This window comes from Pedobacter sp. UYP30, assembly GCF_040547165.1.
GTDB lineage: Bacteria > Bacteroidota > Bacteroidia > Sphingobacteriales > Sphingobacteriaceae > Pedobacter.
The window spans coordinates 1-25,127 of record NZ_JBEPPD010000004.1 but is presented as its reverse complement, the minus strand read 5'-3'; the positions used below and the strand labels follow the sequence as shown (position 1 = coordinate 25,127).

The window sequence follows — 25,127 nt, the reverse complement described above, 5'->3', positions numbered from 1 at the left end:
AGGCGAATCAAATTAATCGACTTTTAAATAACCGATAATTTAGATTATATCCTTAATTTTAGCGCCTTGCAACTGTCAAACTGACCGCCGAAATGCGGTGGCGTAATTGTTGCCTAAATTAATTTATTAAATAAAGAATTAAAAAAACATAATGTTAGGATTTTTAGCCAAAGTTTTCGGAAGCAAATCAGAAAGAGATATAAAACTAATACAGCCAGCGGTTTTACGAATAAATGAGGAATATGCTAAGCTATCCTCCATCAGCAACGATGAATTAAGGGGTAAAACGATTATTTTTAAAGACAGGATAAAGACTTTTTTAACAGACATTGACGAGAAAATTGCCGGGCTTAAAACCGAAGCAGAAAGTGATGATCTTGGGCTCCACGAAAAAACAGCCATTTACGATCAGGTAGATGCCTTAATAAAAGATCGTGACAAGGAACTTGAAAAGGTGCTGGAAGAAATATTGCCCGAAGCATTTGCGGTGATGAAAGAAACTTCTCGCCGTTTTAGCGAGAACGAATTTTTGGAAGTTTCTGCAAGTCAGTTTGATAAAGATTATGCTGCAAAACGCAAAAACGTAACGATTGAAGGAGACAAAGCTAAATGGGCAAATAAATGGGATGCAGCCGGCACCGAGGTATTTTGGAATATGGTGCATTACGATGTACAACTTATTGGCGGTATGGTTCTGCATAGCGGCAAAGTTGCCGAAATGGCAACAGGCGAAGGTAAAACACTTGTGAGTACGTTGCCTGCCTACCTTAATGCCCTTGCCGGAAACGGGGTACATATTGTTACCGTAAACGATTATTTGGCGCGAAGAGATAGCGAGTGGAACGGGCCTTTGTTCGAATTTCATGGCATGAGGGTAGATTGTATAGATAAGCACGAGCCAAACTCCGAAGAACGCAGACAAGCTTATGCGGCAGATATTACCTACGGAACAAACAACGAATTTGGTTTCGACTATTTACGTGACAATATGGCGCAAACGCCAGACCAGCTGGTACAACGTAAATTACACTTTGCAATGGTTGATGAGGTTGATTCGGTTTTAATTGATGATGCACGTACACCATTAATTATTTCTGGCCCAATTCCAAAAGGCGATGAACACGAATTCTACGAACTTAAACCTAGAATTGAACGTTTGGTTAATGCGCAAAAAAGCTATGTAACGCAAGCGCTCAACGAAGCTAAAAAACAAATTGGCGCCGGAAAAAACGGAACAGAAGAAGGCGAAGGTGGGTTGGCATTGCTTAGGGCTTTTAGGGGTTTACCTAAAAACAAAGCACTTATAAAATTCTTAAGTGAAACTGGCATGCGCTCGCTGTTGCTAAAGATAGAAAACCACTACATGGCAGATCAATCTAAAAATATGCCTAAGGTAGATTCCGAGCTTTTCTTTTATATAGACGAAAAAAACAATCAAGTAGAATTAACAGAAAAAGGCATCGAACTCATTACACAGTCAGGAGAAGATAATCACTTTTTTATCCTACCAGATGTAGGCACAGAAATCGCAGATTTAGAGAAATCTGACCTTCCTGGGGATGAAAAAGTTACTAAAAAAGATGCGTTAATGAGAGATTATTCTGTAAAAGCAGAGCGTATCCACTCGGTAAATCAACTTTTAAAGGCTTACACTTTATTTGAAAAAGATACAGAATACATCATCGACGAAGACAAGATTAAAATTGTAGATGAGCAAACTGGTCGTATTATGGAAGGCCGTCGGTATTCTGACGGACTACACCAAGCGATTGAAGCAAAAGAGAATGTAAAGGTTGAGGATGCAACGCAAACTTACGCTACGGTAACGCTTCAAAATTATTTCCGTATGTACCACAAATTATGTGGAATGACGGGTACGGCTACTACAGAAGCAGGCGAGCTTTGGAGCATCTATAAATTAGATGTGGTAGAAATCCCAACCAATAGAATAATTACCAGGTTAGACGAGCAGGATTACGTGTATCGTACAGTGCGAGAAAAATACAATGCCGTAGCGGGAGAGATTCAGTTATTGGTATTTCCTTTTACCAATTATGAAACAGAATACGAGACAGACAAGTCTGGTAATATTAAGCAGAAAGACGGAAAACCTGTCGTTTTACTTGATAGTATTGGTAGGCCTGTTCCAAAATTAGATGAAAAAGGATTGTTAATTCCTGCTCCCGATTTAGCGACTGGAGAAATTACGCCACGTGCGGGTCGCCCGGTATTGGTGGGTACCACCTCTGTAGAAATTTCGGAGCTGTTAAGCAGAATGCTAAAGATTAGGGGCATAAGGCATAATGTGCTTAATGCAAAAATGCACCAAAAAGAGGCAGATATTGTGGCTGAAGCTGGCCAACCTGGTACCGTAACCATTGCTACAAATATGGCAGGTAGGGGAACAGATATTAAATTGGGGGAAGGTGTTAAAGGTTCGGGCGGTTTGGCCATAGTTGGTACAGAACGTCACGAATCTAGGCGGGTAGACAGACAGCTAAGAGGTAGATCTGGTCGCCAAGGAGACCCGGGATCTTCTCAATTCTTTGTTTCACTGGAAGACAATTTAATGCGTTTGTTTGGCTCAGAGCGTATCTCTGGTATCATGGTAAAAATGGGTATCGAGGAAGGTGAAGTAATTCAGCATTCTATGATTACCAAATCTATAGAACGTGCGCAACGAAAAGTAGAAGAAAACAACTTTGGTGTTCGTAAACGTTTGCTAGAGTATGATGATGTAATGAACTCGCAACGTACCGTTATTTATGCAAAACGGAAAAACGCCCTGTTTGGCGATCGGTTGGAGGTAGACATGAATAACATGGTTTTTGATGTTGCAGAAGATATAGTTAGTGAATATAAACTAGAGAACAATTACGAAGGCTTTAAAGTAGAGGTAATTAAAAACTACTCTTTTGATACGGACATTTCTGAGAAAGAATTTTCTGCGACCAACGTAGTTCAGCTTACAGAAAAACTTTTTGGCGAAGCTGAAACATTTTATGGACGTAAATCTGCAGGTATTATAAAACAAGCCTTACCTGTGCTAACCGAAGTGTTTGAAGAGCGCGGAAAAAATATTGAGCAGATTGTGGTGCCTTTTACAGATGGCATGAGAGCAATACAGGTTGCTGTGGAGCTTAAAAAAGCGGTAGAAAGTAAAGGTAAAGAAGTAATTAGGGCTTTTGAAAAAACGATTATTTTAGCGTTGATAGATGATACATGGAAAGAGCATTTACGCGAAATGGATGAATTGAAACAGTCTGTACAAAACGCTGCCTATGAGCAAAAAGATCCATTGGTTATTTTTAAAATGGAAGCGTTTAACTTGTTTAAAACCATGTTAAATACTGTAAACAAAGAAGTTGTTAGCTTTTTATACAAAGGCGGAATACCTGTACAACAAGAGCCTGAGCAAGTTAGAGAGGCACCTGTACAACGCAGACAGCAAAAACTTCAGACTACCAAACAAGAATATGGTAGCCCAGAACAGGGAAGCGAATTTGCTGACACAAGAGAAGCGGTTGTTCAGCAGCCGGTTAAAGCTGATCCAAAAATTGGCAGAAATGACCCTTGCCCATGCGGAAGTGGGAAGAAGTATAAAAATTGCCACGGTACAAATGCTTAGATAAAATATATAACCACCAATTCCCGAATTGTAAAACTTTCGGGAATTTTTTTTGGATTTGTAGTGGCCCAGCAGTATAGAAAGAATTTCATTTTTTCCGAAAAAAACTCGTTGCGAACCACTGCCTGTCCCGCAATGTCATTAACTCAAGGAAAAACCAATAAAATGGTGTCATCCAGAGCTTGTCGAAGGACAGCCATTTTATTGGTTTTTGGATTTTTTTATGGTCTTCGACAACTTGTCCCGACACTTCGGGAAACCAATCTTAGGGCACTCGTAAAATGAGATTGCTTCGCGCCTTGCAATGATGTAAAAAATTTTTAGAATCGTCATGCCGAACTCGTTTCGGCATCTACCCCTTTAAAAAATTGATCGTAATTGAAAGACTCTGAAACAAGTTCAGGGCAACTTGTCGGTTAACCCATGGGATAGTGCGCTAACGACAGTAGCGGCATCCTTTCTTTGGCTTTTTGAGCCAAAGAAAGATACAGCGGATGGCGTTTAAAAGCGCCCAAATAGTTACATGAATTGCACAATTATAAGCCCACAAATAGTGCTAACCAACTTTATTACCAATAGTAAACTCCAAAAAAAATTCCACTTCCTTTTAAAAAGAAGTGGAATGAATAAAGTTTTTAGCTGTTGTTTAATGTTAATCTTCTACCATCTCACTGTTAACGGTTATCTCGTCTTTTACATCTTCTTTAAAATAATTTTTCTGAAACACGAGGATTAAAATAACCCCTACCGATATTGCCGCGTCTGCCAAGTTAAAAACAGGTCTAAAGAACACAAACTCATCGCCGCCCCATATTGGTAACCAAGCTGGAAAATATCCTTGAGCTATTGGAAAGTACAACATGTCTACTACCCTTCCGTGAAACCAGGTTTCGTAACCATATATTTTCCCGTAAAAAACAGAATCTATAATGTTTCCGGTTGCGCCAGCAAATATCAATGCAACGTTTAAAATTAAGCCACGATGGTATTTGTGTTTTACCAAGTAATGTAAGCCATACCCTATTCCTGCCACGGCAACAATGCGGAATAACGTAAGCGCCAATTTGCCAAATTCGCCGCCAAACTCCATCCCAAAGGCCATGCCATTATTTTCGGTAAAATGAACAATGAACCATTTGCCCAATATGTTAAACTCTTGCCCCAAATACATGTGGGTTTTAACCCAGGTTTTTAAGACTTGATCGGCAATTAGAACCAAAAATATTAAAAGTAAAGGTTTTGTATAGCCTTTCATTAACCTTGCTTTAATTTTGCTTCCATACTTAAGGTTGCATGCGGCACAGCGCGTAAGCGTTCTTTTTGGATCAATTTACCAGTCTCACGGCAAATGCCATACGTTTTGTTTTCTATGCGTCCTAAGGCAGCTTCTAGATTATCAATAAACTTTTTCTGGCGCGCAGCCAGCTGATTAATTTGTTCTTTCTCCATGGTTGCAGAACCGTCTTCTAAAGTCTTATATGCACCAGAAGTATCTTCGGTGCCATTTGCATTCGGACTACTTAAAGATGATGTCAAAGAGGTAAATTCTGCTTTGGCAACCTTTAGCTTATTTAAAATAAGCTCTTTAAATTCTTGTAATTCGCTGTCTGAATAGCGAGTTTTCGTGCTATTTTCCATATCTCTTAATTTTTTATCTCTTAACGTTAAATTTATTTTTAAACTTTTTTTATGGTTATGGCAATCTCAACATCATCAATTGTGATTTTGTTTTCGCCCGCATCATTATCTTCCAAAACAACATCATCAGCCAATATTTCGGCGCAAATGTAAGCTTTGTTTTTGGCAACTGCACTTTTAACTAAGTTAACATTTTGTAACCATACTTTTATGCGATCTGTTACTTCGAAGCCCATTTCCTTGCGTATATTCTGAATTCGATTAACCAGCTCGCGCGATATGCCTTCTTCTTTTAGCAGCGGAGTAATGGTTACATCTAAGGCAACGGTTAAATTACCAGAATTGGTTACCTGCCAACCCGGAATATCTTCTGCAAACACCTCCACATCGGTATTTAACTCTACGGCATACTGCTTATCTTCTGCGCCTACAACAGTTAAAAATCCCTCGGTTTCCAATCTAAAAATATCTTCTTGGTTGGCATTTTCTATGGCTTCTTTAACAAGCCCCATGTCTTTACCTACTTTTTTACCAAGCGATTTAAAATTAGGTTTCAACTTCTTCTTAACAATGCCGTGGGTATCGGTAATAAATTCTATCTGTTTAACATTTGTTTCTGATAAAATGTAATCTGTAACCCTTGCAATTTTTGCTTCGAACTCGCTGTTTAAAGATGGTATAAGGATTTTCTCTAAAGGTTGGCGTACATTTATTCCAGATTTCTTGCGTAGCGAAAGTACCATAGATGAAATCTCTTGAGCGTATTCCATCCGCTCGTTCAGCGTTTCATCTAACCATGCAGTGTTGGCTTCTTTCCAATAAGTTAAGTGCACAGAGGTCGCCGCATCTTTATTACCAATCGATAGATTTTTATACAACCAGTCTGAAAAGAAAGGCGCTATTGGACTCATTAACTGCGCAACAGTTTCTAAACATGCATACAAGGTTTCGTAAGCTGCTTTCTTATCGTCGGTCATTTCGCCTTTCCAAAAACGACGTCTGCTTAATCGGATATACCAATTGCTCAAATGCTCATCTACAAAATTTTGGATGGCACGAGCAGCTTTTGTAGGCTCGTAGGTGTTGTAGCTTCCATCTACCTCTAACACCAAATGCTGTAAGAGAGATAGGATCCATCGGTCTAACTCACTGCAATCTTCTACCTTAGTTAAAGTATTTTTATCAATTTGAAATTTATCTATATTGGCATACAGGGCGAAGAAAGCATAGGCGTTATACAGTGTACCGAAGAATTTTCTTCTTACCTCGTCCAATCCTTCTAAACTAAATTTTAGATTGTCCCATGGCGATGCATTGCTGATCATGTACCAACGTGTAGCGTCGGCGCTGTACGTAGAAATGGTGCTAAACGGATCGACAGCATTGCCAAGGCGTTTAGACATTTTATTGCCGTTCTTATCTAACACCAAACCGTTAGAAACCACATTTTTGAAGGCCACGCCAGGATTTCCGATTTTTCTATTGACCGCTTTAATCTCTTCGCTTGCCTCGCTGAGCATTACTGCGATGGCGTGCAGCGTAAAAAACCAACCTCGGGTTTGATCTACACCTTCGGCTATAAAATCTGCAGGATAAGCATGTTCAAATGCATCTTGATTTTCGAATGGATAATGCCATTGTGCGTAAGGCATGGCACCACTATCAAACCAAACGTCTATCAAATCGGCTTCGCGCATCATTTTTTGGCCTTTGGCCGATGTTAAAATCACATCGTCTACATAAGGGCGATGCATGTCTTTCAATTCGAAACCTTGAGGCATAAATCCTGCCTGTACAGATTTATCTATTTCGGTATTCAATTCTGTAATAGAGCCAATACACTTTTCCTCTAACCCATCGGCGGTACGCCAAATAGGCAAAGGAGTTCCCCAATACCTAGAGCGCGATAAATTCCAATCGACTAGGTTTTCTAACCAGTTGCCAAATCTACCAGTTCCGGTACTTTCTGGTTTCCAATTGATGGTTTTATTTAGTGCAACCAACTTCTCTTTTACAGCAGTGGTTTTAATGAACCAACTATCTAAAGGATAGTACAGAACGGGTTTATCTGTTCGCCAGCAGTGCGGATAACTGTGTTCGTATTTCTTTACATCAAATGCCTTATTGTCTTCCTTTAGCTTAATGGCAAGAAGTACATCGGTAGATTTGAAGTTTGGTACAGCCCTTTCTTCGTCGCTATAATATTCTTCTTTTACATATTTACCTGCAAAATCTAAAACCTCTGCAACAAATTTCCCTTGCTTATCTACCAAAGGCAATTGGTTACCTTTATCATCGGTTATCATAACGGCCGGAATACCGCTCTCGTTGGCAACGCGAAAGTCATCTGCACCGAACACAGAAGCAATATGAACAACGCCAGTACCATCTTCTGTGGTTACATAATCGGCGGGAATAACGCGAAATGCATTTTTCTTTAAATCTTCATTTGTGACATAATCCAACAATTGATGATAGCGCAGACCAATTAAATCTTTACCTATAAATTCATCGACTACTGTAAAAGGAGCGCTTCCTTTGCCATCCCAAGTGCTAAGGTTTTTAAAATCTGCAAGAGAAAGTTCCTTATCTTTCTTAAAAAGCTTCGCAACCAAGTCTTTCCCTAAAATAACACTTACGGGCTTAAACGTATATTGGTTAAAGGTTTTAACCTTTACATACATTATTTTTTCGCCAACGGCCAAAGCTCCGTTGCTAGGTAAAGTCCAAGGTGTGGTTGTCCAGGCAATAAACGCGGTATCTTCCGTCTCGTTTTCTATCAATTTAGAAAGCAACTTATGCTCTTGATCTTTCCTCAGCCAAAACTGGGCGGTGATGGAAGTATCTTTTAACATTTTATAGGTACCAGGCTGATTAAGCTCGTGAGAACTTAAACCCGTACCTGCAGCAGGAGAATATGGCTGAACAGTGTATCCTTTATACAAAAAGTCCTTATCGTACAATTGCTTTAAAATCCACCAAAGGGTTTCTATATAGTTGTTTTGATAGGTAACATAAGGATTTTCTAAATCTACCCAATACCCCATTTTTTCAGTAAGATCGTTCCAAACGTCGGTGTATTTCATCACCTCTTCTCGGCAGGCCTTATTATAGGCATCTACGCTAATTTTCTTACCTATATCTTCTTTGGTAATTCCTAATTTCTTTTCGACCGCAAGCTCAATAGGTAGGCCATGCGTATCCCAACCGCCTTTTCTATTTACCTGAAAGCCCTTTAGGGTTTTATATCTACAGAAAATATCCTTTATTGCGCGGCCCATTACGTGATGAATACCGGGCATGCCATTGGCAGATGGAGGACCCTCATAAAACGTAAAAGGATTGGACTTTGGACGAGTGGAAATACTCTTCTCAAAAATCTTTTCTTCTTTCCAAAAACTAAGTACTTCTTGGCTAAGCGCAGCCAGATCTAATTGTTTAAATTCCCTATACATCAATCCAATAACATCAAAAAATTAAGGTTGCAAATTTACGAATTTTTGCGGCAAATAACATGCTAAAGGGCAAATCTTTATGGCATCATCGTGTCATGGTTTTAAAATTTTGGTATTGGCTAAGCGCTGAACATGAAATAAAATTTTTTATGCCAATAGCATTACAAATTTATTGTTAGAAGCAGTTATAATTTTTTTTACTTTTGTTAAAAAAATTTAAATGGTAAAGCTTTTAAGACTACAGCGCCCTCTTATACTTATTGTGTTCGGAGTTTTGGCATATATCGCAGGTAAAATTTTAAAAGCCAGCGGAATCCAGCATGACTACTACTTGACAGAATTATCTGGATTTCTACTTATAGTTGGCGCCTGCTGGACCATGTATCCTATTTTATTTGCAAAAAAAGACAATGATGGAAATGTAGAAATAATTACCGATCCCACTGTTGAAGTTCCCAATGATACAAAACCAACCGAAGAATAAAATTAAATTGGATTTAGCGCCGAAGCAATAGCTGGTTTTCGGCACCTCTTCTTTTGCCTAAAATAGCTGCAACAATCTAGTGATTAAATTCTACCGCATTTTTTGCACATTCTTCTGGGCTAATTACTTTTCTAACTTTCTTTTTATCTAACCAGAGTACAAGAACAGGCAACAGCGTTAAATTAAACACAAGCGCCACTATCAATGTAATAGAAAGCAGCAAGCCCAATATTACTGTTCCGCCAAACGTAGACGCTGTAAATATTCCAAAACCAAAAAACAAAATCAATGCTATGTGGGTCATGCTAACACCCGTTTCGGTAATGGTATCGGTTATTACTTGTGGCACGCTAAAATTAGTTAAGCTAAATTCTTGCTGGTAACGGGTTAAAAAATAGATGGTTTGATCTGAGGCGAGACCAAAGGCTATGGTGAAAATTAAAATGGTCGATGGTTTTAGCGAAATACCAAAATAGCCCATAATACCAGCGGTAATAACTAGAGGCACCACATTTGGCAATAGCGAGATGAACATGATTCCCAAACTTTTAAATTGAGCCAACCTTAACAACGATATGAGCACAACGGCCAAGCTTATGCTTTCGATCAAATGCTTTAGCATATAGTCTGTGCCTTTGCTAAAGATAATACTCGATCCTGTTAGGGTAACATTAAACTTTTTTGGAGGCAAAATGCTATCAATTCTAGGCCTAAGTTCTGCAAGCAGTGCATCTAGCTTTTTAGAACCTACATCTGCCATTTGAAAACTTATCCGTGTACTTTCTTTGTTTTTATCTACAAAATTATTTAACAAATTGGCATTCCCTTTACCTCCATTTGCAATATAAGATAACACGAAATTTTTCTCAAAATTATCTGGCAAACGGTAGTAGGAGGAATCATTATTGTAGAATGCTTGAGTTGCATATTTTAAGCCCGCATTAACCGAAATAGACCTAGAAAATTCTGGATAGGCAGAAATCATTCTTTCCATTTTATCTATGCGCTTTAAATTGGTCAAGTTAAACACGCCATTCTTTTTCTTAGTGTCTACACTAACCTCAAGCGGCAAAATCCCTTCAAAATTCTTCTCGAAAAACTTTAAATCGGTTAATATGGTAGAGCTTTTGGGCAAGTCGTCTACCACGTATCCATTTACATTAATTTTAAGCACACCAACAGCCGCAACAATGGTAATCAAAATCGTAAAACCATAAACCCAACTGGCCTTATGTTGCACCACATAGTCGGTTTTTACCAAAAGTTTGTGTAAAAAACCTGACTCCACATGTTGCTGTGCGTTCATTTTCGGCGCTGGGAGGTAACTAAAAATAATTGGAATAAGGCACAAACACATCAACCATGTTACCATCACATTAATCGCGGCAACGCTGCCAAACTGCATTAAAAGCTCGCTGCCAGTAAAATAGAGCACGCCAAATCCAATGGCCGCAGTAACGTTTGCAATGAGCGTGGTAATGGCAATACGCTCTATAGTTATGCGCAATGCGCGCTCCTTATTGCCGTCTTTTCTTAATTCTTTCTGATATTTATTTAACAGCAAAATACTGTTCGGAATGCCGATAATTACTATTAACGGGGGAATCAGGCCTGTCAAAATAGTCAATTCAAAGCCGAAAAGCACCAGCGTGCCAACGCTCCAAACTACCCCCATTATAACCACCAGAATAGGGAAAAATACGGCGTAAAATTTCTTAAAGAAGATGAGTAAAATAACTGCGGAAACTAAAATAGAGAGGCCCAAAAAGAGCACAAACTCTTTACTTACCAACTGCCCAACTGCCGTGCGTATATACGGAAGACCAGAAATGTGCACATCGATATTATTTTCTTTTTGAAACGCAACAGCTTCTTTTTCAATCTGCTTTAGAATTGGATTACGCTTTGCCGTATTGATAATCTTGTTATCGAAAGTTATGGCCATAAGCGTTGCATTGTCTCTGTTGTAGACCAAACCCTCAAAAAATGGAGTTGCGTAAAGCAAATTCTTTATAGAATCCATTTCTGTATCTGTGTTAACCAAACCAGATGGAATTGGAACCAATACAAATTTTTTGTCTACCGTATCTTTTTGCAGCCTAAAAATATGTCCAGAAGAGAGTACTTGTTTAATCCCTTCTAAACTTTGAATACTTCTAGAAAGCTTAACCCAGTTATTGTAGACGTCTTTTTTAAAAATTTTTGGAGATTTAATACCGAGTACCATTACACTTCCATCCTCCCCAAATTGCTTTTTAAAATGGGTATATTTTACAAAGGTACTGTCTGTTGTCGGTAGAATTTTTGCGCCCGCGTAAGATAGCTTCACATTTTTGGCCTGCCATGCCATAAATATGGTTCCAAACACAAAAAAGATAACGATAATGATTCGGTTTTGAAGTATAAATTTGGATAGCTTACCCCACATGCTTTTCTTGTTTAATTTCTAAAGATGGCGCAAAAATAAAATATTTATAATGTAAGGAAATCTTTTAAGCTATTTTATTTTGCTCAAATAACATATTTTTGGAAAAATTGTTTGTTAGACCATGTTGCACAAGGTACGCGGAGTTGTATTAAAGACCACAGACTATAGCGATACAAGCGTGGTTGCACAAATTCTGACAGATAAATTCGGCACCCAATCTTACCTAATAAACGGAGTAAAACGTCCGAAAGCTAAAATTAAGCTGAACATGCTGCAACCACTACATCTATTAGACATGGTGGTGTATCACAAATCAAACGATAACCTACAAAGAGTGTCGGAGTTGAGACCCTCGCCGGTTTTTAAAAGCATACCGTACGATTTACTAAAAACAACCATTGTCATTTTTTTAAACGAAGTACTGTACAAAAGCATTAGAGAACAAGTTCCAGACGAAAACCTATTCGCCTTTATCTTTAATGGAATATCTTGGTTTGATGAAACAGAAAACGCAGGAACTAATTTCCACTTATCATTTTTGTTGAAACTTACGCGCTTTCTCGGCTTCTCACCAAACGACCAGCAAAGAAAAGATCAAATTTATTTCGATTTACAAGAGGGAGAATATGTCTCGAGGATACCTATACATGCCAATTATTTAACCGAATTAAACGCTAAACCTTTTATTTTGCTGTACAAAACGCCAATTGAAAAATCTTCTGATATTATTTTATCTAGCACGCAACGGCGAGTAATTTTAGATAAAATATTGGTTTACTACCAGTTACACACCGCATCATTTGGCGAAATCAAATCACACAAAATACTCGAAGTATTGTTCAGCTAAAAAAGTTGAAATAATATTTGGAAGATAGTTTTATAGCACTATATTTGCATTCCCAAAACAAAGAAGGGAAATTAGCTCAGCTGGTTCAGAGCACCTCGTTTACACCGAGGGGGTCGGGGGTTCGAACCCCTCATTTCCCACACTATCGAAAACAACTGAAAGGAAACGTACATAAAACGTTTCCTTTTTGCATTTAAAGCCCTTTTTGCGTACGTTTACTTTCGTTATCAGCCTTATGTTCGAATAAATAGTCCGAGCTAAGTTTTATTTTTTGCGAGAAAGATAACTTTTTATATCTTTGAAAAAGGAAATGGTGTCCTTCCTCACAACTGCGATAGCTGATGGCGCCTACAATAGTAACCCCCATAAAGAGAGTTCTTTATGGTAAAAACAATTATTGTAGATGGCAGCTTATCCAAAGATTCTTAAATACACGGGGTTTCATAATCCTATTCCTCTTGTAGATTTCTCATTTTTTCTGTTTTCAATAATGTCTTCTATATCAACAGCAAAGCTTATCAACAATGTTGCTAAATTTATGCCGAATCTGTTGGGCTATAGCGCTTTAACTGATTTTAACTTTAACGAGAAATACATTGTTACGCCTAATTGTCAATATCAATCTTAAACAAACCAAATTAAACAAATGATTAACACTCCCAACAAAAAAGACGATAATAAAATATCTCTAAAAGAGCATTTTGCTATCGTCAAACATTTGACTCGATGGACCATTTTCGTACTTCCGGTAGCGGTTGTAATTGGTAGCGTCGTCGCTTTTTTCTTATGGTTGTTAAGCGCCGCCATACATTTACGTTTCGACCACAAGTGGCTACTTTATCTACTACCAGTTGCAGGTGTACTTATTCATTTTATTTACCAATCGGTAGGAAAATCTTCTGAAAAGGGAAACAACCTGATTATGGAACAAATTCATACCGCAGGCGGAGGCGTTCCAAAAAGAATGGCACCTATCATTTTGATAACCACAGTAATAACACATTTATTTGGCGGATCGGCTGGCCGAGAAGGAACTGCAGTGCAGATAGGTGGTAGTATTGCAGCCATGTTTGGCGGATGGTTTAAACTAAAAGGGCCGGATATGCGCATGATCCTTACTGCTGGAGTTGCTGCTGGTTTTGGTGCCGTATTTGGTACCCCTTTAACAGGGGCTATTTTCGCTATGGAAGTATTAACAATCGGTAGGATTCAATATGAGGCCATGATCCCTGCACTAATCGCAGCAGTGTTTGCAGATATGACCGTATCTGCTTGGCAAATTTCTCATACCCAATACCATATCGCAGCACTATCTAAAACACCTTATATTTTTAATGATTTCCTACACATGGACGTTCTTCTACTGGGGAAAGTAGTTCTTGCTTCGGCAGTTTTTGGTCTGGCCAGCTACCTATTTTCAGGAATGGTGCATGAAATAAAAAGTATTTGCCTCAAAGTATTTAAGTCTAAATGGATGATTCCTGTTTTCGGGGGACTTTTCATAATAGCACTAACTTTTATAAACGGTAAACCAGATTATTTAAGTCTTGGAGTTGATGCGGAATATGCAGGGGCTGTTACACTCCCTTCTGCTTTTCATGCAGGTGGAGCAGATACTTGGAGCTGGCTGTGGAAAACAATATATACTTCTGTTACGCTTGCAACTGGCTTTAAAGGTGGTGAAGTAACGCCCCTATTTTACATAGGTGCAACGCTTGGTAATACATTGGCTTCTTTTCTTAACGCACCTGTGGGCCTTTTTGCTGCGCTTGGTTTTATTGCGGTTTTTTCGGGTGCTACAAATACGCCGCTTGCCTGTACTTTTATGGGTGTAGAGTTATTTGGGGGAACGCATGTACTATTGTTTGCAGTAGCCTGTTTTACAGCCTATTTTTTTAGCGGGCATTCGGGCATTTATAGTTCTCAACTCATTGGAGTACCAAAAATTGTCGATGAGAATTTTGCAGATGAAACTTCCTTAACGGAAGCTAATAAACGACGTGGATATATTCATCAAAAATTAGGAAGATATCAACTATTATTTAAGAAAAGAAATGATAAAGGAACCGACAATAATTGAAAAAAACTTAGGCAAGCTACAGATTTACTTAAAGCCAAAAGACAAGATAAAGCAACTTGGGTTTATGGGCAGACTCACATCAAAACAGTTATATAAGGAGATTGTTCAATATGCAAAGGATGATCAGTTGATGAATGCCTCAGTTTATCAAACACATAGCGGATATTCTATGCATGGAAAAATTACCACAGAACATGTAGAACTGGATAATGCCGATTTGTTGTTATGTGTAGAGTTAATAGATGAAAAATATAAGTTGGAAAATTTCTGTAAAAAGCATGCGGAATTGCTGACGGGAAAAATGATTGTTTTTAAGGCCGTAGAATTTTGGGAAATTAAATCATAGGTTATGAAGATAATACTCATCATCTTTTTTGGCGGCGGCTTAGGAAGCGTCTTAAGATTTATCGTAAATCGTTGGGTAGTAGGATTTGTTAATTCCGCCTTTCCGTATGGTACTTTTATAGTAAACATTACAGGCTGCTTCCTAATTGGGTTTTTTGTGTTTTACACAGAAAGATTTGGCGCAAATGCATTAAACTGGCGACTATTTCTAATTACAGGTTTTTGCGGAGGTTATACAACATTTTCCTCTTTTTCCTTTGAAAATGTTCAGCTTATGAGCGACCACCAAATTTTTACCATGCTTCTATATACATTTGCTAGCATTGCCTTAGGTTTTTTAGCTGCCTATGGGGGTATTCTTGCCGCAAGAAATTTGTAAATTAAATTGATAGTTATGAAAAATGAAAGAATTTTAATTGTAGCTGATGACAGTCCTTCTTCATTAAAAGCCATTAAATATGGGTTTTATTTGGCAGGAAGATTTGCTGCAAAAATAGCACTTATTGGCGTTGTAGATGAAGCACTTGCTATTGGGGATGTAGATGCTGGTATTTTTCCTGAAACTGCTGAGTTGAAAATGAAAAAATTTCGTGAGGATTTCCTTAACCATGTGGTAAAAGATTATGCAAATGGCATAGATGCAGAACTGTTTACTCCCGAAGGTAATGTGAAAGATACCGTTCTAGATCTTGCGCGTGAGTGGGAAGCCACAATGATTGTTGCGGGTTCGCACGGACGAAAGGGGTTGAATCGATTGTTGATGGGTAGTGTTGCTGAAGGAATATTAAGAGATTCTAAAGTACCTGTTGTTGTAGTGCCAATGGATAAATGACGCTAGGCATTAAACTAATTTTCCTTGTTCTAAATCCGGATCTTACATTAATGGAATGCGACCTTTCTACTTTGTAATCTTCTATTAAACTCTTTAAATACACTATATGAGGAAAAAACACACCTCTAAAATCCTTGTGATTACTGCACTTGGCTTGTTATTGCTGTCTACACTTATTATAATCTTTCCTTTGTCGTCCATAGATATCAGAATCTCAGAAGAAGTGCAGGCAACACACAGCCCGCTGCTTGATCTTTTAATGGTAGCCATTAGCTGGTTCGGTCATATATGGGTATCCGTAATTATGGTAAGCATTTCAACAGGCTTACTGTTATTATTTAAGCATAAAATGGAAGCGATTTACTGTTTTTTAACTTTGGGCATTGGTTTGCTAACTTACGTTGTTAAAATCTCTGTGAATAGACCACGTCCTGGTTTTAAATTGGTAAGGATTATTGAGCATGCGAAATTTCAAGGTTTCCCGAGCGGACACGTAGCATTTTACATCGCTTTTTTTGGCCTAATGGCCTTCTATTTTTATCGTAATAAATGGCTGAAAAAATCATTCAGAATAACAATTACTACTTTTTGCCTCGGTATCATATTCTTGATACCGTTTTCAAGGGTTTATCTAGGGGCTCATTGGTTTACCGACGTTTTTGGCGGCTTTTTAGAGGGTTGCTTTTATTTGACCTTGCTAATTTATTTTTACTTGGACGGTAAGGAATCAGCGTTTCGCAAACTTTAGGAAAATGAGCCTGCGGTAGCTATTAATTTAAAAAATTAAAATACATGCATTTAGAGGCAATTGGCGATGAATTTATTTTTCCGTGACATCAAACAATTTTCAGTTTTAGCAAAAGCTTCTGAACATTTTTCAATACTTTGAATTTATTATTAAAAATTTTAAAGCTTGCAGATGCAATAATGTCTGAACATTTTTGTTAAAGACTGCCAAGAAAAGTAACCGTAGAAGCCCCTCATTATTTTAAAAAAAATTACTGCTTTTTCAGTTCCTTAAACCATTCTTTAAATCGGTCAAACTGTTCTGAAAGAAAAGATTCGTGTTCCCCATCGGAATGGACATTATCTGCCAAAATATGTTCAAAATACGTCCCTTTTAAGAATTTTCTCAAAATCCACTCCCCAGTTATGGGCTGATAATCGTTTAAGGATTGTGCAGCTTTTAGCAATTGCCTGATGTCGTATTGTAGCGGATTAATATCTGGAACTTGTTTATTTAAGTTTAACAATTCATAAACCGCAATTCTTGCAGTTCTCACCGAGCTTTCCATGGTAAATACGATGTCGTTATTGGTTTCTACAAACTGGCCAACTAACCCTAAATTCTTACACCCGTCAGGAACTACCCTTGGGCGATCGCCTTTCGCCCTTGGCATAAACATCGATGTGATATAGGGCATGAAAGAAGTATGCACAATTGTATTTTCGACTACGTTATCCAGTTGCTCAATAATTCCTAAATGATGGCATAACTCAGCAAGGATTTCATTTCCTGTACATTTTGGCATCGTTTTCTTGATAAAGTTTCCTTCTTTGTCCATCAGCAAAGAATATACCCAGATTACTAAAACATCATCAGGTTGATTGGGAAAATGTGGCTGCCTATTGCAGGTAAAACTCATTAGCCAGTTGGAATCTGTAATAGTTACGATGCCACCTGTTGCTGTTCTGCCTGAATACGGATCGTTTACACAAAATGCCTTAACTTTATCTACAAAGGCAGAGGGTTTACAGGTAAGGGTTGCAGATTCCCAAGAAGACTTTTCTATCGAGCCGCAGAATTTCTCAGGCTTCCCAAAAACTGCAGACTTCGTAGCCAGGTTTTTCCAAAGCTGCCATCCTGCACTTTGTCCACTCTTACTATCGTCATAAGCGAATGCAGGTGCTTCTTTATTGGTACCGTAAGAAGTATCTTCGGTCATAGATCCAGTTGTAACGATTACAAAGTCGTCTTTGCCGATAAGAATTTTAAGCTCTTTTCCTTCTTTCTCAGTAATAATACCATTCACCACTTTTTCTTCAGTATCGATATGAATATCCAAATCTTTCACAATAGTATTAAGTTCGATCTTTACCCCTTTGCTTTGAAGGAATCTACGCAACGGAGTTATATAGGTATCGTACTGGTTATATTTAGGAAAAACAAGGCAGGAGAAATCCTTCATACCATCTATCGCATGGAGGAAACGATGCATGTATAACTTGCATTCTAGCAGGCTATGCCAATTTTCAAAAGCAAACATTGTTCGCCAAAAAAACCAGAAGTTACTTTTTAAAAAAGATTCACCAAAGTAGTCCATAATTCTTAAGTCATCCAGTTCTTCTTTTTTCTTCAGCAACAGTTTCACAATTGCCAATTGGTCCTTCTTTTCCAAACCGAACTTACTGAAATCCTGAACTTGACCCTGATTATGGATCAGTCGAGCTTTTGAATAATTGGGATCATTGTCGTTTATCAAGCGATATTCATCCAAAACACTATAAGGCTCTGGCAGTTCTAAAGCAGGGATATCCTGAAACATGTCCCAAAGATTTTCATACGTCATATCCATTTCCCGCCCACCACGAATGATATAACCTTCTTTAGCATTTCCTGAACCGTCCAACGACCCGCCATCTACACTCAATTGATCAAGAAAAAGAATGTTTTCTCCCGGAACACGTCCGTCTCGGATCAGATAATATGCAGCAGACATCCCTGCTATACCAGTTCCTATAATGTAGAATTTACTATCGATATATGATTTGGATGGGATGCCTTTGTTGCGCTGGTAATTCCCAATCTGATCTGAAAAGGGCATTGTTTTCTTATCGAAATTGACTTGAACTTCTTTGCTGGAATCTGGTTCGTGCTGAACATGTCCATATTGGTTAGAATGTTCGAGCACTTTGTTAAATTTTGAAGTGTTTATTTTCATTTTGTAGATTAGTTTTTGTGCAGCGACAGCCGTCCGTGCCGATGCGGATAAAATAATACTAATGGTGTTTTTTTTATAATACTTCTGATTTTCAAGATCAAAATAATAAACTCCACCCCCATTGCATAGATGAACAGCCGTATGTGCACTGCTAATCATTGTATACTTGGAGTCTGAAGCCGTTGTGTTGGTCAAGAACTTTATTGCCATCCCGCCATCTAAAATTGAGCTAGCTAGAATTCTTACATGTCATATATTTATTAATTCATTATCAAAAGTACCCAGGTACAAATGAAAGGTAAATGATGGTAAACAGCAGATCTGCTGACTTTCATCACTAAGCTGAAATAGCTACTTGACCGAAGTATTTTTAAACTTAGCAATTAGAAAGAGGCAAGACAATAGCAACACGTATTTTCAATAACTTGACGATATATTGAATTTAACATAAATCAACAATAATTCATTTATCTTTATAGCTGATCTGAAGTTTTTTACATCGTACTTTTTTATTAAAATTTTAAAAAATCATGGCTAAAATTGTCGCTAAACAGTACATTATAGCCATCGGGGCTTCGGCCGGCGGTCTTAAAGCAATCTCCTCTTTTTTTGATTACACTCCACTTGACGCGGTTTCTTATATCCTGATACAGCACCTCTCTTCAGATTTCAAAAGCCAGATGGCTGAGATTCTTGCACGACATAGCAAACTGGAAGTTATTGAGGCGAAGGAAAACATAGATATCATGCCGAATACCGTGTATCTGATTCCAAACTCTAAGTTTATGACTATTGAGAAGGGCAGACTTCTACTTTCTGATAAAAAAGAGCAGTCTCGCCCTTACATGACCATTGATTATTTTTTTACTTCGCTGGCAAAAGAGCGTGGTGATAAAGCAATTGGCGTAATCCTCTCTGGCACCGGGAGTGATGGTTCAAAAGGCATTCAGGCCATTAAAAAAGCAGGAGGTCTTATCCTTGTCCAAGATATTGACAGCGCCAATTATAAGGGAATGCCAATGGCTGCGATTGCTACCGAATGCGCCGACATGGTCCTCTCTCCGCAAGATATGCCAGAAGTAATTGAAAATTATGTGAAAGAAGGATCATTAAAATTAAATAAAGGTCAAAAATCTGAAGATATAACCGAGGATGAATTGGGGCAGATCTTTGACCTGATCAAAGGTAACCTTCCACTTGATTTTTCAGAATATAAAAGACCTACCATCATCAGGAGAATAATGAAGCGAATGGTAGAGCAGAATTTTACCCATATCGACAAATACTACACTTATTTAAAAAACAATCCAGCTGAGATTGCTTTGTTGGCAAATAATTTTTTGATCAGTGTGACCTCGTTCTTCCGAGACCCAGATGCCTTTAAAATTATTGAGGAACAGGTGCTACCTCATATCATTAAAAATAACCGCGAAGTATTAAAAATATGGGTTGCAGGATGTGCCACGGGCGAGGAAGCTTACTCGATGGCCATATTGGTTAGAGAACACCTGACGAAACAGCCAAAAGATATTGAAGTCAAAATATTCGCCACCGATATTGCCAGAGGCGCCTTAGATATCGCATCAAAAGGCATCTATCCCGATGAGAAAATAGAAAAATCAGTATCTAGAGAAAGGTTAAAAAAATACTTTACCAAAGAAGGCAGCAACTACAAAGTAAAGCATGAGATTAGGAAAATGCTGATTTTTGCCCAACATGATGTAGTTAAAAATCCGCCCTACTGCAACATCGACCTAATAAGCTGCCGTAATCTGCTGATCTATTTAAATCCGGTTTCACAGAAAAAAGTTTTTTCTATGATGCATTTTGGTTTAAAAAAGGAAGGCTACCTATTTTTGGGACCAAGCGAAAATCCTACCGACTTAAAAGAAGATTTTGATGAGATTAGTAAAAAATGGAACATACTTAAATGTAACAAAACAGGGCGTACGGTAAGGTTTGATTCTTTTTCGTCTCACGTAGTAGAAGAAACAAAAATCGTAAACAAAGAATTAATCAAAAAAAACTTTCTACTGGATTCCAAATCTACCTTGGGAGACCAGGTAAATTCCTTTTTGTACAAAGAATCTGGTCTTACTGGAATCTGTACGGATGAAAATATGAGGGTGATTAAATCCTTCGGAGATATAAGTCCCTATTTGAGAAAAGAGAACTTCAATTTCAATTTGAATGAATTGTTGCCGGATAACATTGCCGCGCTTTTTAAGGCCGCTGTTCACAAAGCTTTGAAGCTAGATGAAAGAGTATTATTAAAGGGGCTTGTTTTTGACAGTTTAAATAAGTCTAAAAACCTGACAGCGGACATCTTGATCAGTCCATTTTCCTTAAATAATTCTGCAGACAAATTGCTGATGATCGTGTTCACGAAATCTAAAGCAAAACATCTCGAAAAAAATGTGATCAATTACTCGGATATAAGTGAGATAACCAAAGAGCATTTGATTAACCTAGAGATGGAAAATGCAGAATTAAAGCAAAGCCTCGCAATGGCAAATGAGAGCATCGAATCTTCTAATGAAAATATGCAATCTTACAATGAAGAACTACAATCTGCTAATGAAGAAATGCAATCTGCCAATGAAGAGATGCAGAGTACCAACGAAGAACTGCAATCTGTAAACGAAGAGCTCCAGACCATCAACAAGGAACATCAAATGACGATTGATGAGTTGACAGACCTGAATGATGACCTGAACAATTATTTTAGAAGTAATACCAATGGCCAGCTTTTTGTAGATCGAGACTTACTGCTCAAAAGGTATTCTCCGGCAGCGGTAAAGCACATTAATATTAGGGAAAGCGACATCGGCCGTCCGCTAAGCAACATTACCACCAATATTAAATTTGAAACTTTGATCGATGATATCAAAAAAGTGATATCAGAAGAAATAACCATCACCAAGGAAGCTGAATCTATTGATGGAAAAATATACCAGGTAATGACGATGCCTTACCTGAAAAAAAACAGCAAAACTCCAGATGGTGCGATTATCAGTTTTTATGACATAACCACGCTTAAAAAATTGCTTACGGAACTGGATGTCAGCAATATAAATTTAGTGAAATCCATAAAAATTTCAAACGATGCAAAAGCAAAGGTAAGCCAAGCGTTGGAGAAAGAAAAGGAACTGGGTATACTGAAAAGCAGATTTGTTTCGATGGCATCACATGAATTCCGAACACCATTAAGCACAATGCAGCTGTCCGCATCAATTATCCTTAAATATGCCGAGCCATATAAAAACGCCAATATTGATAACCATATAAATAAAATACAAAATTCAATTGGAAGCCTGACAGCTATCCTGACTGACTTTTTATCCTTGGATAAGCTGGAAAGCGGTAAAATGAAACCATTACAGGTCTTGTTTGACATTGTTGAATTTGGGCAAAATATCACTGAGGAAATGCAGTTGATCGCGAAGCAGAACCAAAAGATTATCTATCAGCATATAGGGACTACAACTAAAGTGAAGCTAGATCGGGGTTTACTAAAGAACTGTGTGATAAACCTCATCAGTAACGCTATCAAATATTCTGGTCCAGATACCCTTATAGATTTCAGCTCAGCCATAGATGAGAAAGTCTTGACATTAATAATCAAAGATAATGGAATAGGAATTCCGGCGGGTGATCAAAAACATTTGTTCGAGGCATTCTTTAGGGCACACAACACTGAGAATATTCAAGGAACTGGTCTGGGATTAAATATCGTTAACAGATATACTAATCTAATGGATGGAAAGATCAAATTTGAAAGCAAAATAAATGAAGGAACAACTTTTACGCTGTCTTTTCCGATTTAATTAAACGCTAATCTTTAACTAAAGTGCTTTTTTTGTGATTAAATAGGCAGATAACCAAAATAATAAGATATAAAATAACTTATTGCAAGGGAAAAAAATTGACTGTTTCCATCTTCGCCATCTTCATTCAGCGCTTAAAGTTTTAGTTCCAGACCGCAATTAGACTTCTAGTTTAAAAAAAATTTCCCTACTTTTACTTTGTGTGAATCGTTAACTTTATCATCCTGTATATCAAATTCTTGCAGTACGCATCTCAAACCCCTCATTTCCACTTAAATAATAGTACAGAACCCCCGACGCCAGAAATCAGCGGTATTTTCTCAAAAAAATATTTTTAACTCATCCGCCATTCCTCAGCCTCTTCTAGTGTCTATTGTTTGTTTCAACGGAACTAGCTTATGACTTATTATGTCGTCTCAAAAGCTAGTATAGGCCAACCAAATGCTATGAATTCATCACGACGATGTGTTCAATCGAAATCAAGATTCTATGCTCCTTTTCAAATAAAAACCATAAAAAAAGCCCTCAGAATTAACCGAGGACCTTTACGTTAGTTTTCGTTTTGGGACGTTGACTTGTAATAATATGGGTTATGCAATTTGTTTATTTAGGTTGAAAAAATCTTGATGCTCTTCTAAGAGAAGAGCAATGGCTGCCGCTTTCGTATCGGTAAGTTTAAACTCTAACAAAGGTGTTTGCGCTTTTTTACTTTTAACCATTTTCTCCGTGTAAAATTGATATACCAAGCCATTTGTTAGCAAACCGTACTTAGCTTTGGTTTTACGGAAATAATTCAATAAACGAGATTCATCTAAGCCTAAATAATCTAAATGGTGTTTGCACTCAACCAAAATGGTAGGCTTACCGTCTTTCATGATTGTGTAATCTACTCTTTTGCCCTTTTTAAAACCGAAATCCACAACTGCATCTGTTTTCACATCATTTATATCATACCCCATCAGTCGAATAAATGGCATCACTAGTGCGTTTCTAGTTAAATCTTCTGAATTTACTTGGGGTAACATTTTTTTTATTCGAAGCTCAAACTGCCCAATTTCTTCTCTTAGTTCCATACGCTATTTCTGTTTTCAGTTTTTGACCACTACCTTTTATAGTGTAAACATTCTTAAAAAAGAATATACCCCAGCATTTTTTACACGAAACCCGCAGTTTTTTACACGAAACCTTCTTTTTCCCATACAAAACCTTTAGGTGAACTAGTCTGTTTTTCAAACCCTTTTATAAATTCCTTTAAAATCAATTTAATTTTTATTTATATTGGCAGAAAATAACAGCAAAACGATGGATTTAAATTGCGTAGTGGTAGATGATGAAGAACATGCAATAGAAGTATTGGCAGACCACATAGCAGAAATGCCGGGATTAACACTTTTAAAAACATTTAACAGCCCAATACAAGCGCTCGCAGGCATTAGTGAAGATGATGGTATAGATTTATTGTTCTTAGATATAGATATGCCGGGAATAAGCGGCTTGGAGCTTGCCAAAGCTGTTAGAGAGAAAGTAAAATATTTGGTTTTTACAACTGCTCATCCAGACTACGCCTTGCAAGCCTTCGAAGTACAAACCGATCAATACTTACTAAAACCAATTTCTTTTGCAAAATTTGCTTTAGCGCTAGATCGAATTTTAAAGAAAGAAGCTGCTCAAGAAAAAAAGTCTGAATCAAAAGAATTAAAGATTTCAGAGATTTTTATAAAAGGCGACCATAAACATGCATTTTCTAATATTTCTTTAGATAGCATACTGTATATAAAGTCTTTAACCAATTACATACAGATTTTTACACAGACAGAGGCACACACTACCTATCTTACATTAAAGGAAATAGAGAAAGCATTAGAACACCATCCATTTATCCGGGTTAATAAATCGAATATAGTGGCGAAATCTGCCATAAAAAAAGTAGATGGCAATATGGTAAGGCTGGTTAATAACGAAATGCTACAAATTGGCGAACCTTATAAAGATTCTTTTTTTGAATATGTGCAAAAGAGTTTGCTGAAATCCAACCGCAGCACCTAAGTTTTGTTGGAAATTAGTTTGGCTTTAACGCATCGCTTCTTGATTTTATTAACTATTTAATTAGGAAGGTATTCCCTAGTTTTCTCGTGTCAAAAGGTAACTGGTATTTCCCAACCTTTAATCTTAGACTCGGCGTGTTTTTCAAAGCAACTGTAAATCTTTACTTTGCTGCCTAAAGAAAAAATTCATCTTATTTCTGGAACATAATCTCCATAGAGGTAAGAACGGTGCGAACGGTAACTGTAGCAGGATCTTGATCTATTGGAACGGTCCTAAAGCTGTTCGCAGCCTTGATGTTCTTATAAACAAATACTGTCTTTTTGGTCAGGGAACTATTGTTGATTTTCATGACTTGGGTTGTTGGAAGTTAAAAATATTGGGGTTATTTCTGGAACATGATCTCCATAGAGGTAAGAACGGTGCGAACGGTAACTGTAGCAGGATCTTGATCTATTGGAACGGTCCTGAAGCTGTTCGCCACCTTGATGTTCTTATAAACAAATACTGTCTTTTTGGTCAGGGAACTATTGTTGATTTTCATGACTTGGGTTGTTGGAAGTTAAAAATATTGGGGT

17 protein-coding genes, 1 tRNA gene and 1 riboswitch are annotated in these 25,127 nt (G+C 37.7%); of the genes, 12 read left to right on the top strand and 6 right to left on the bottom strand.

Going from position 1 to position 25,127, the window contains the following annotated elements; all coding sequences use genetic code 11:
• Nucleotides 1-151 precede the first annotated feature (151 nt).
• Nucleotides 152-3,628 carry a preprotein translocase subunit SecA gene (locus ABIB40_RS06160; protein WP_354357077.1) on the top strand — a complete coding sequence of 1,159 codons (3,477 nt, stop codon included), beginning with the start codon at nucleotides 152-154 and terminating at the stop codon, nucleotides 3,626-3,628.
• A 652-nt stretch (nucleotides 3,629-4,280) separates the two neighbouring features.
• On the opposite strand, the gene ABIB40_RS06155 is transcribed toward ABIB40_RS06160, so the two are convergent.
• The 3 genes from ABIB40_RS06155 to ileS are packed head-to-tail and all read right to left on the bottom strand — an operon-like array spanning nucleotide 4,281 to nucleotide 8,721.
• Entirely contained in the window at nucleotides 4,281-4,883 is a 603-nt protein-coding gene (locus ABIB40_RS06155) for a lipoprotein signal peptidase (RefSeq protein ID WP_354357075.1), read from the bottom strand.
• Nucleotides 4,883-5,266, bottom strand: coding sequence for a TraR/DksA family transcriptional regulator (locus tag ABIB40_RS06150; protein WP_354357073.1), 384 nt, complete (start codon nucleotides 5,264-5,266; stop codon nucleotides 4,883-4,885). The genes ABIB40_RS06155 and ABIB40_RS06150 overlap by 1 nt, the downstream gene beginning before the upstream one ends.
• A 38-nt stretch (nucleotides 5,267-5,304) precedes the next feature.
• Nucleotides 5,305-8,721: an isoleucine--tRNA ligase gene (ileS, locus tag ABIB40_RS06145; RefSeq protein ID WP_354357071.1), complete on the bottom strand. Its 3,417-nt coding sequence runs from the start codon at nucleotides 8,719-8,721 to the stop codon at nucleotides 5,305-5,307.
• Between the two features lie 220 nt (nucleotides 8,722-8,941).
• Between ileS and ABIB40_RS06140 the strand changes: the two genes are divergently transcribed.
• On the top strand, nucleotides 8,942-9,205 hold the full coding sequence (locus ABIB40_RS06140; protein WP_354357069.1) for an isoleucyl-tRNA synthetase: 264 nt from the start codon (nucleotides 8,942-8,944) through the stop codon (nucleotides 9,203-9,205).
• Nucleotides 9,206-9,281: 76 nt separating this feature from the next.
• Here the strand turns inward: ABIB40_RS06140 and ABIB40_RS06135 are convergent, their stop codons facing one another.
• Entirely contained in the window at nucleotides 9,282-11,633 is a 2,352-nt protein-coding gene (locus ABIB40_RS06135) for an efflux RND transporter permease subunit (RefSeq protein WP_354357067.1), read from the bottom strand.
• 121 nt (nucleotides 11,634-11,754) lie between these two features.
• Here ABIB40_RS06135 and recO point away from each other — a divergent pair, with 121 nt between their 5' ends.
• From recO to ABIB40_RS06100, 7 genes are all read left to right on the top strand, one after another.
• Nucleotides 11,755-12,480 carry a DNA repair protein RecO gene (recO, locus tag ABIB40_RS06130; protein ID WP_354357065.1) on the top strand — a complete coding sequence of 242 codons (726 nt, stop codon included), beginning with the start codon at nucleotides 11,755-11,757 and terminating at the stop codon, nucleotides 12,478-12,480.
• A 65-nt stretch (nucleotides 12,481-12,545) separates the two neighbouring features.
• Nucleotides 12,546-12,620: transfer RNA gene (locus ABIB40_RS06125), tRNA-Val, on the top strand.
• Between the two features lie 157 nt (nucleotides 12,621-12,777).
• Nucleotides 12,778-12,838, top strand: a riboswitch (Fluoride riboswitch).
• Between the two features lie 288 nt (nucleotides 12,839-13,126).
• Nucleotides 13,127-14,560: a voltage-gated chloride channel family protein gene (locus ABIB40_RS06120; protein ID WP_354357063.1), complete on the top strand. Its 1,434-nt coding sequence runs from the start codon at nucleotides 13,127-13,129 to the stop codon at nucleotides 14,558-14,560.
• Complete coding sequence (locus ABIB40_RS06115; RefSeq protein ID WP_354357061.1) at nucleotides 14,535-14,906, top strand: DUF190 domain-containing protein; 372 nt, start codon at nucleotides 14,535-14,537, stop codon at nucleotides 14,904-14,906. Before ABIB40_RS06120 ends, ABIB40_RS06115 begins: the two co-directional genes overlap by 26 nt.
• A gap of 3 nt (nucleotides 14,907-14,909) precedes the next feature.
• Entirely contained in the window at nucleotides 14,910-15,284 is a 375-nt protein-coding gene (crcB, locus tag ABIB40_RS06110) for a fluoride efflux transporter CrcB (RefSeq protein ID WP_354357059.1), read from the top strand.
• A 15-nt stretch (nucleotides 15,285-15,299) separates the two neighbouring features.
• A complete protein-coding gene (locus ABIB40_RS06105; protein ID WP_354357057.1) occupies nucleotides 15,300-15,737 on the top strand; it encodes a universal stress protein in 438 nt (145 codons plus the stop codon).
• A 106-nt stretch (nucleotides 15,738-15,843) separates the two neighbouring features.
• Entirely contained in the window at nucleotides 15,844-16,485 is a 642-nt protein-coding gene (locus tag ABIB40_RS06100) for a phosphatase PAP2 family protein (RefSeq protein WP_354357055.1), read from the top strand.
• A gap of 250 nt (nucleotides 16,486-16,735) precedes the next feature.
• On the opposite strand, the gene ABIB40_RS06095 is transcribed toward ABIB40_RS06100, so the two are convergent.
• A complete protein-coding gene (locus ABIB40_RS06095) occupies nucleotides 16,736-18,889 on the bottom strand; it encodes an oleate hydratase (RefSeq protein WP_354357053.1) in 2,154 nt (717 codons plus the stop codon).
• A 320-nt stretch (nucleotides 18,890-19,209) separates the two neighbouring features.
• Here ABIB40_RS06095 and ABIB40_RS06090 point away from each other — a divergent pair, with 320 nt between their 5' ends.
• On the top strand, nucleotides 19,210-22,506 hold the full coding sequence (locus ABIB40_RS06090) for a chemotaxis protein CheB (protein ID WP_354357051.1): 3,297 nt from the start codon (nucleotides 19,210-19,212) through the stop codon (nucleotides 22,504-22,506).
• A gap of 590 nt (nucleotides 22,507-23,096) precedes the next feature.
• On the opposite strand, the gene ABIB40_RS06085 is transcribed toward ABIB40_RS06090, so the two are convergent.
• A complete protein-coding gene (locus ABIB40_RS06085) occupies nucleotides 23,097-23,579 on the bottom strand; it encodes a type I restriction enzyme HsdR N-terminal domain-containing protein (RefSeq protein ID WP_354357049.1) in 483 nt (160 codons plus the stop codon).
• Between the two features lie 229 nt (nucleotides 23,580-23,808).
• Here ABIB40_RS06085 and ABIB40_RS06080 point away from each other — a divergent pair, with 229 nt between their 5' ends.
• Together ABIB40_RS06080 and ABIB40_RS06075 are read left to right on the top strand one after the other, a co-directional pair.
• Nucleotides 23,809-24,552, top strand: a complete 744-nt coding sequence (locus tag ABIB40_RS06080; RefSeq protein ID WP_354357047.1) for a LytR/AlgR family response regulator transcription factor — start codon at nucleotides 23,809-23,811, stop codon at nucleotides 24,550-24,552.
• Nucleotides 24,553-24,805: 253 nt separating this feature from the next.
• Nucleotides 24,806-25,127 (top strand): hypothetical protein (locus ABIB40_RS06075; protein ID WP_354357045.1); only part of this gene is annotated, 322 nt, incomplete at its 3' end.

What these genes read in the sequence shown, in the direction of transcription:
- ABIB40_RS06105 (WP_354357057.1), top strand. Translation starts at nt 15,300, where the DNA reads ATGAAAAATGAAAGAATTTTAATTGTAGCTGATGACAGTCCTTCTTCA.
- ABIB40_RS06155 (WP_354357075.1), bottom strand. Translation starts at nt 4,883, where the DNA reads ATGAAAGGCTATACAAAACCTTTACTTTTAATATTTTTGGTTCTAATT.
- ABIB40_RS06095 (WP_354357053.1), bottom strand. Translation starts at nt 18,889, where the DNA reads ATGGCAATAAAGTTCTTGACCAACACAACGGCTTCAGACTCCAAGTAT.
- ABIB40_RS06150 (WP_354357073.1), bottom strand. Translation starts at nt 5,266, where the DNA reads ATGGAAAATAGCACGAAAACTCGCTATTCAGACAGCGAATTACAAGAA.
- ABIB40_RS06135 (WP_354357067.1), bottom strand. Translation starts at nt 11,633, where the DNA reads ATGTGGGGTAAGCTATCCAAATTTATACTTCAAAACCGAATCATTATC.
- ABIB40_RS06100 (WP_354357055.1), top strand. Translation starts at nt 15,844, where the DNA reads ATGAGGAAAAAACACACCTCTAAAATCCTTGTGATTACTGCACTTGGC.
- crcB (WP_354357059.1), top strand. Translation starts at nt 14,910, where the DNA reads ATGAAGATAATACTCATCATCTTTTTTGGCGGCGGCTTAGGAAGCGTC.
- ABIB40_RS06160 (WP_354357077.1), top strand. Translation starts at nt 152, where the DNA reads ATGTTAGGATTTTTAGCCAAAGTTTTCGGAAGCAAATCAGAAAGAGAT.
- ABIB40_RS06140 (WP_354357069.1), top strand. Translation starts at nt 8,942, where the DNA reads ATGGTAAAGCTTTTAAGACTACAGCGCCCTCTTATACTTATTGTGTTC.
- ABIB40_RS06090 (WP_354357051.1), top strand. Translation starts at nt 19,210, where the DNA reads ATGGCTAAAATTGTCGCTAAACAGTACATTATAGCCATCGGGGCTTCG.
- ABIB40_RS06080 (WP_354357047.1), top strand. Translation starts at nt 23,809, where the DNA reads ATGGATTTAAATTGCGTAGTGGTAGATGATGAAGAACATGCAATAGAA.
- ABIB40_RS06085 (WP_354357049.1), bottom strand. Translation starts at nt 23,579, where the DNA reads ATGGAACTAAGAGAAGAAATTGGGCAGTTTGAGCTTCGAATAAAAAAA.
- recO (WP_354357065.1), top strand. Translation starts at nt 11,755, where the DNA reads ATGTTGCACAAGGTACGCGGAGTTGTATTAAAGACCACAGACTATAGC.
- ABIB40_RS06120 (WP_354357063.1), top strand. Translation starts at nt 13,127, where the DNA reads ATGATTAACACTCCCAACAAAAAAGACGATAATAAAATATCTCTAAAA.
- ABIB40_RS06115 (WP_354357061.1), top strand. Translation starts at nt 14,535, where the DNA reads ATGATAAAGGAACCGACAATAATTGAAAAAAACTTAGGCAAGCTACAG.
- ileS (WP_354357071.1), bottom strand. Translation starts at nt 8,721, where the DNA reads ATGTATAGGGAATTTAAACAATTAGATCTGGCTGCGCTTAGCCAAGAA.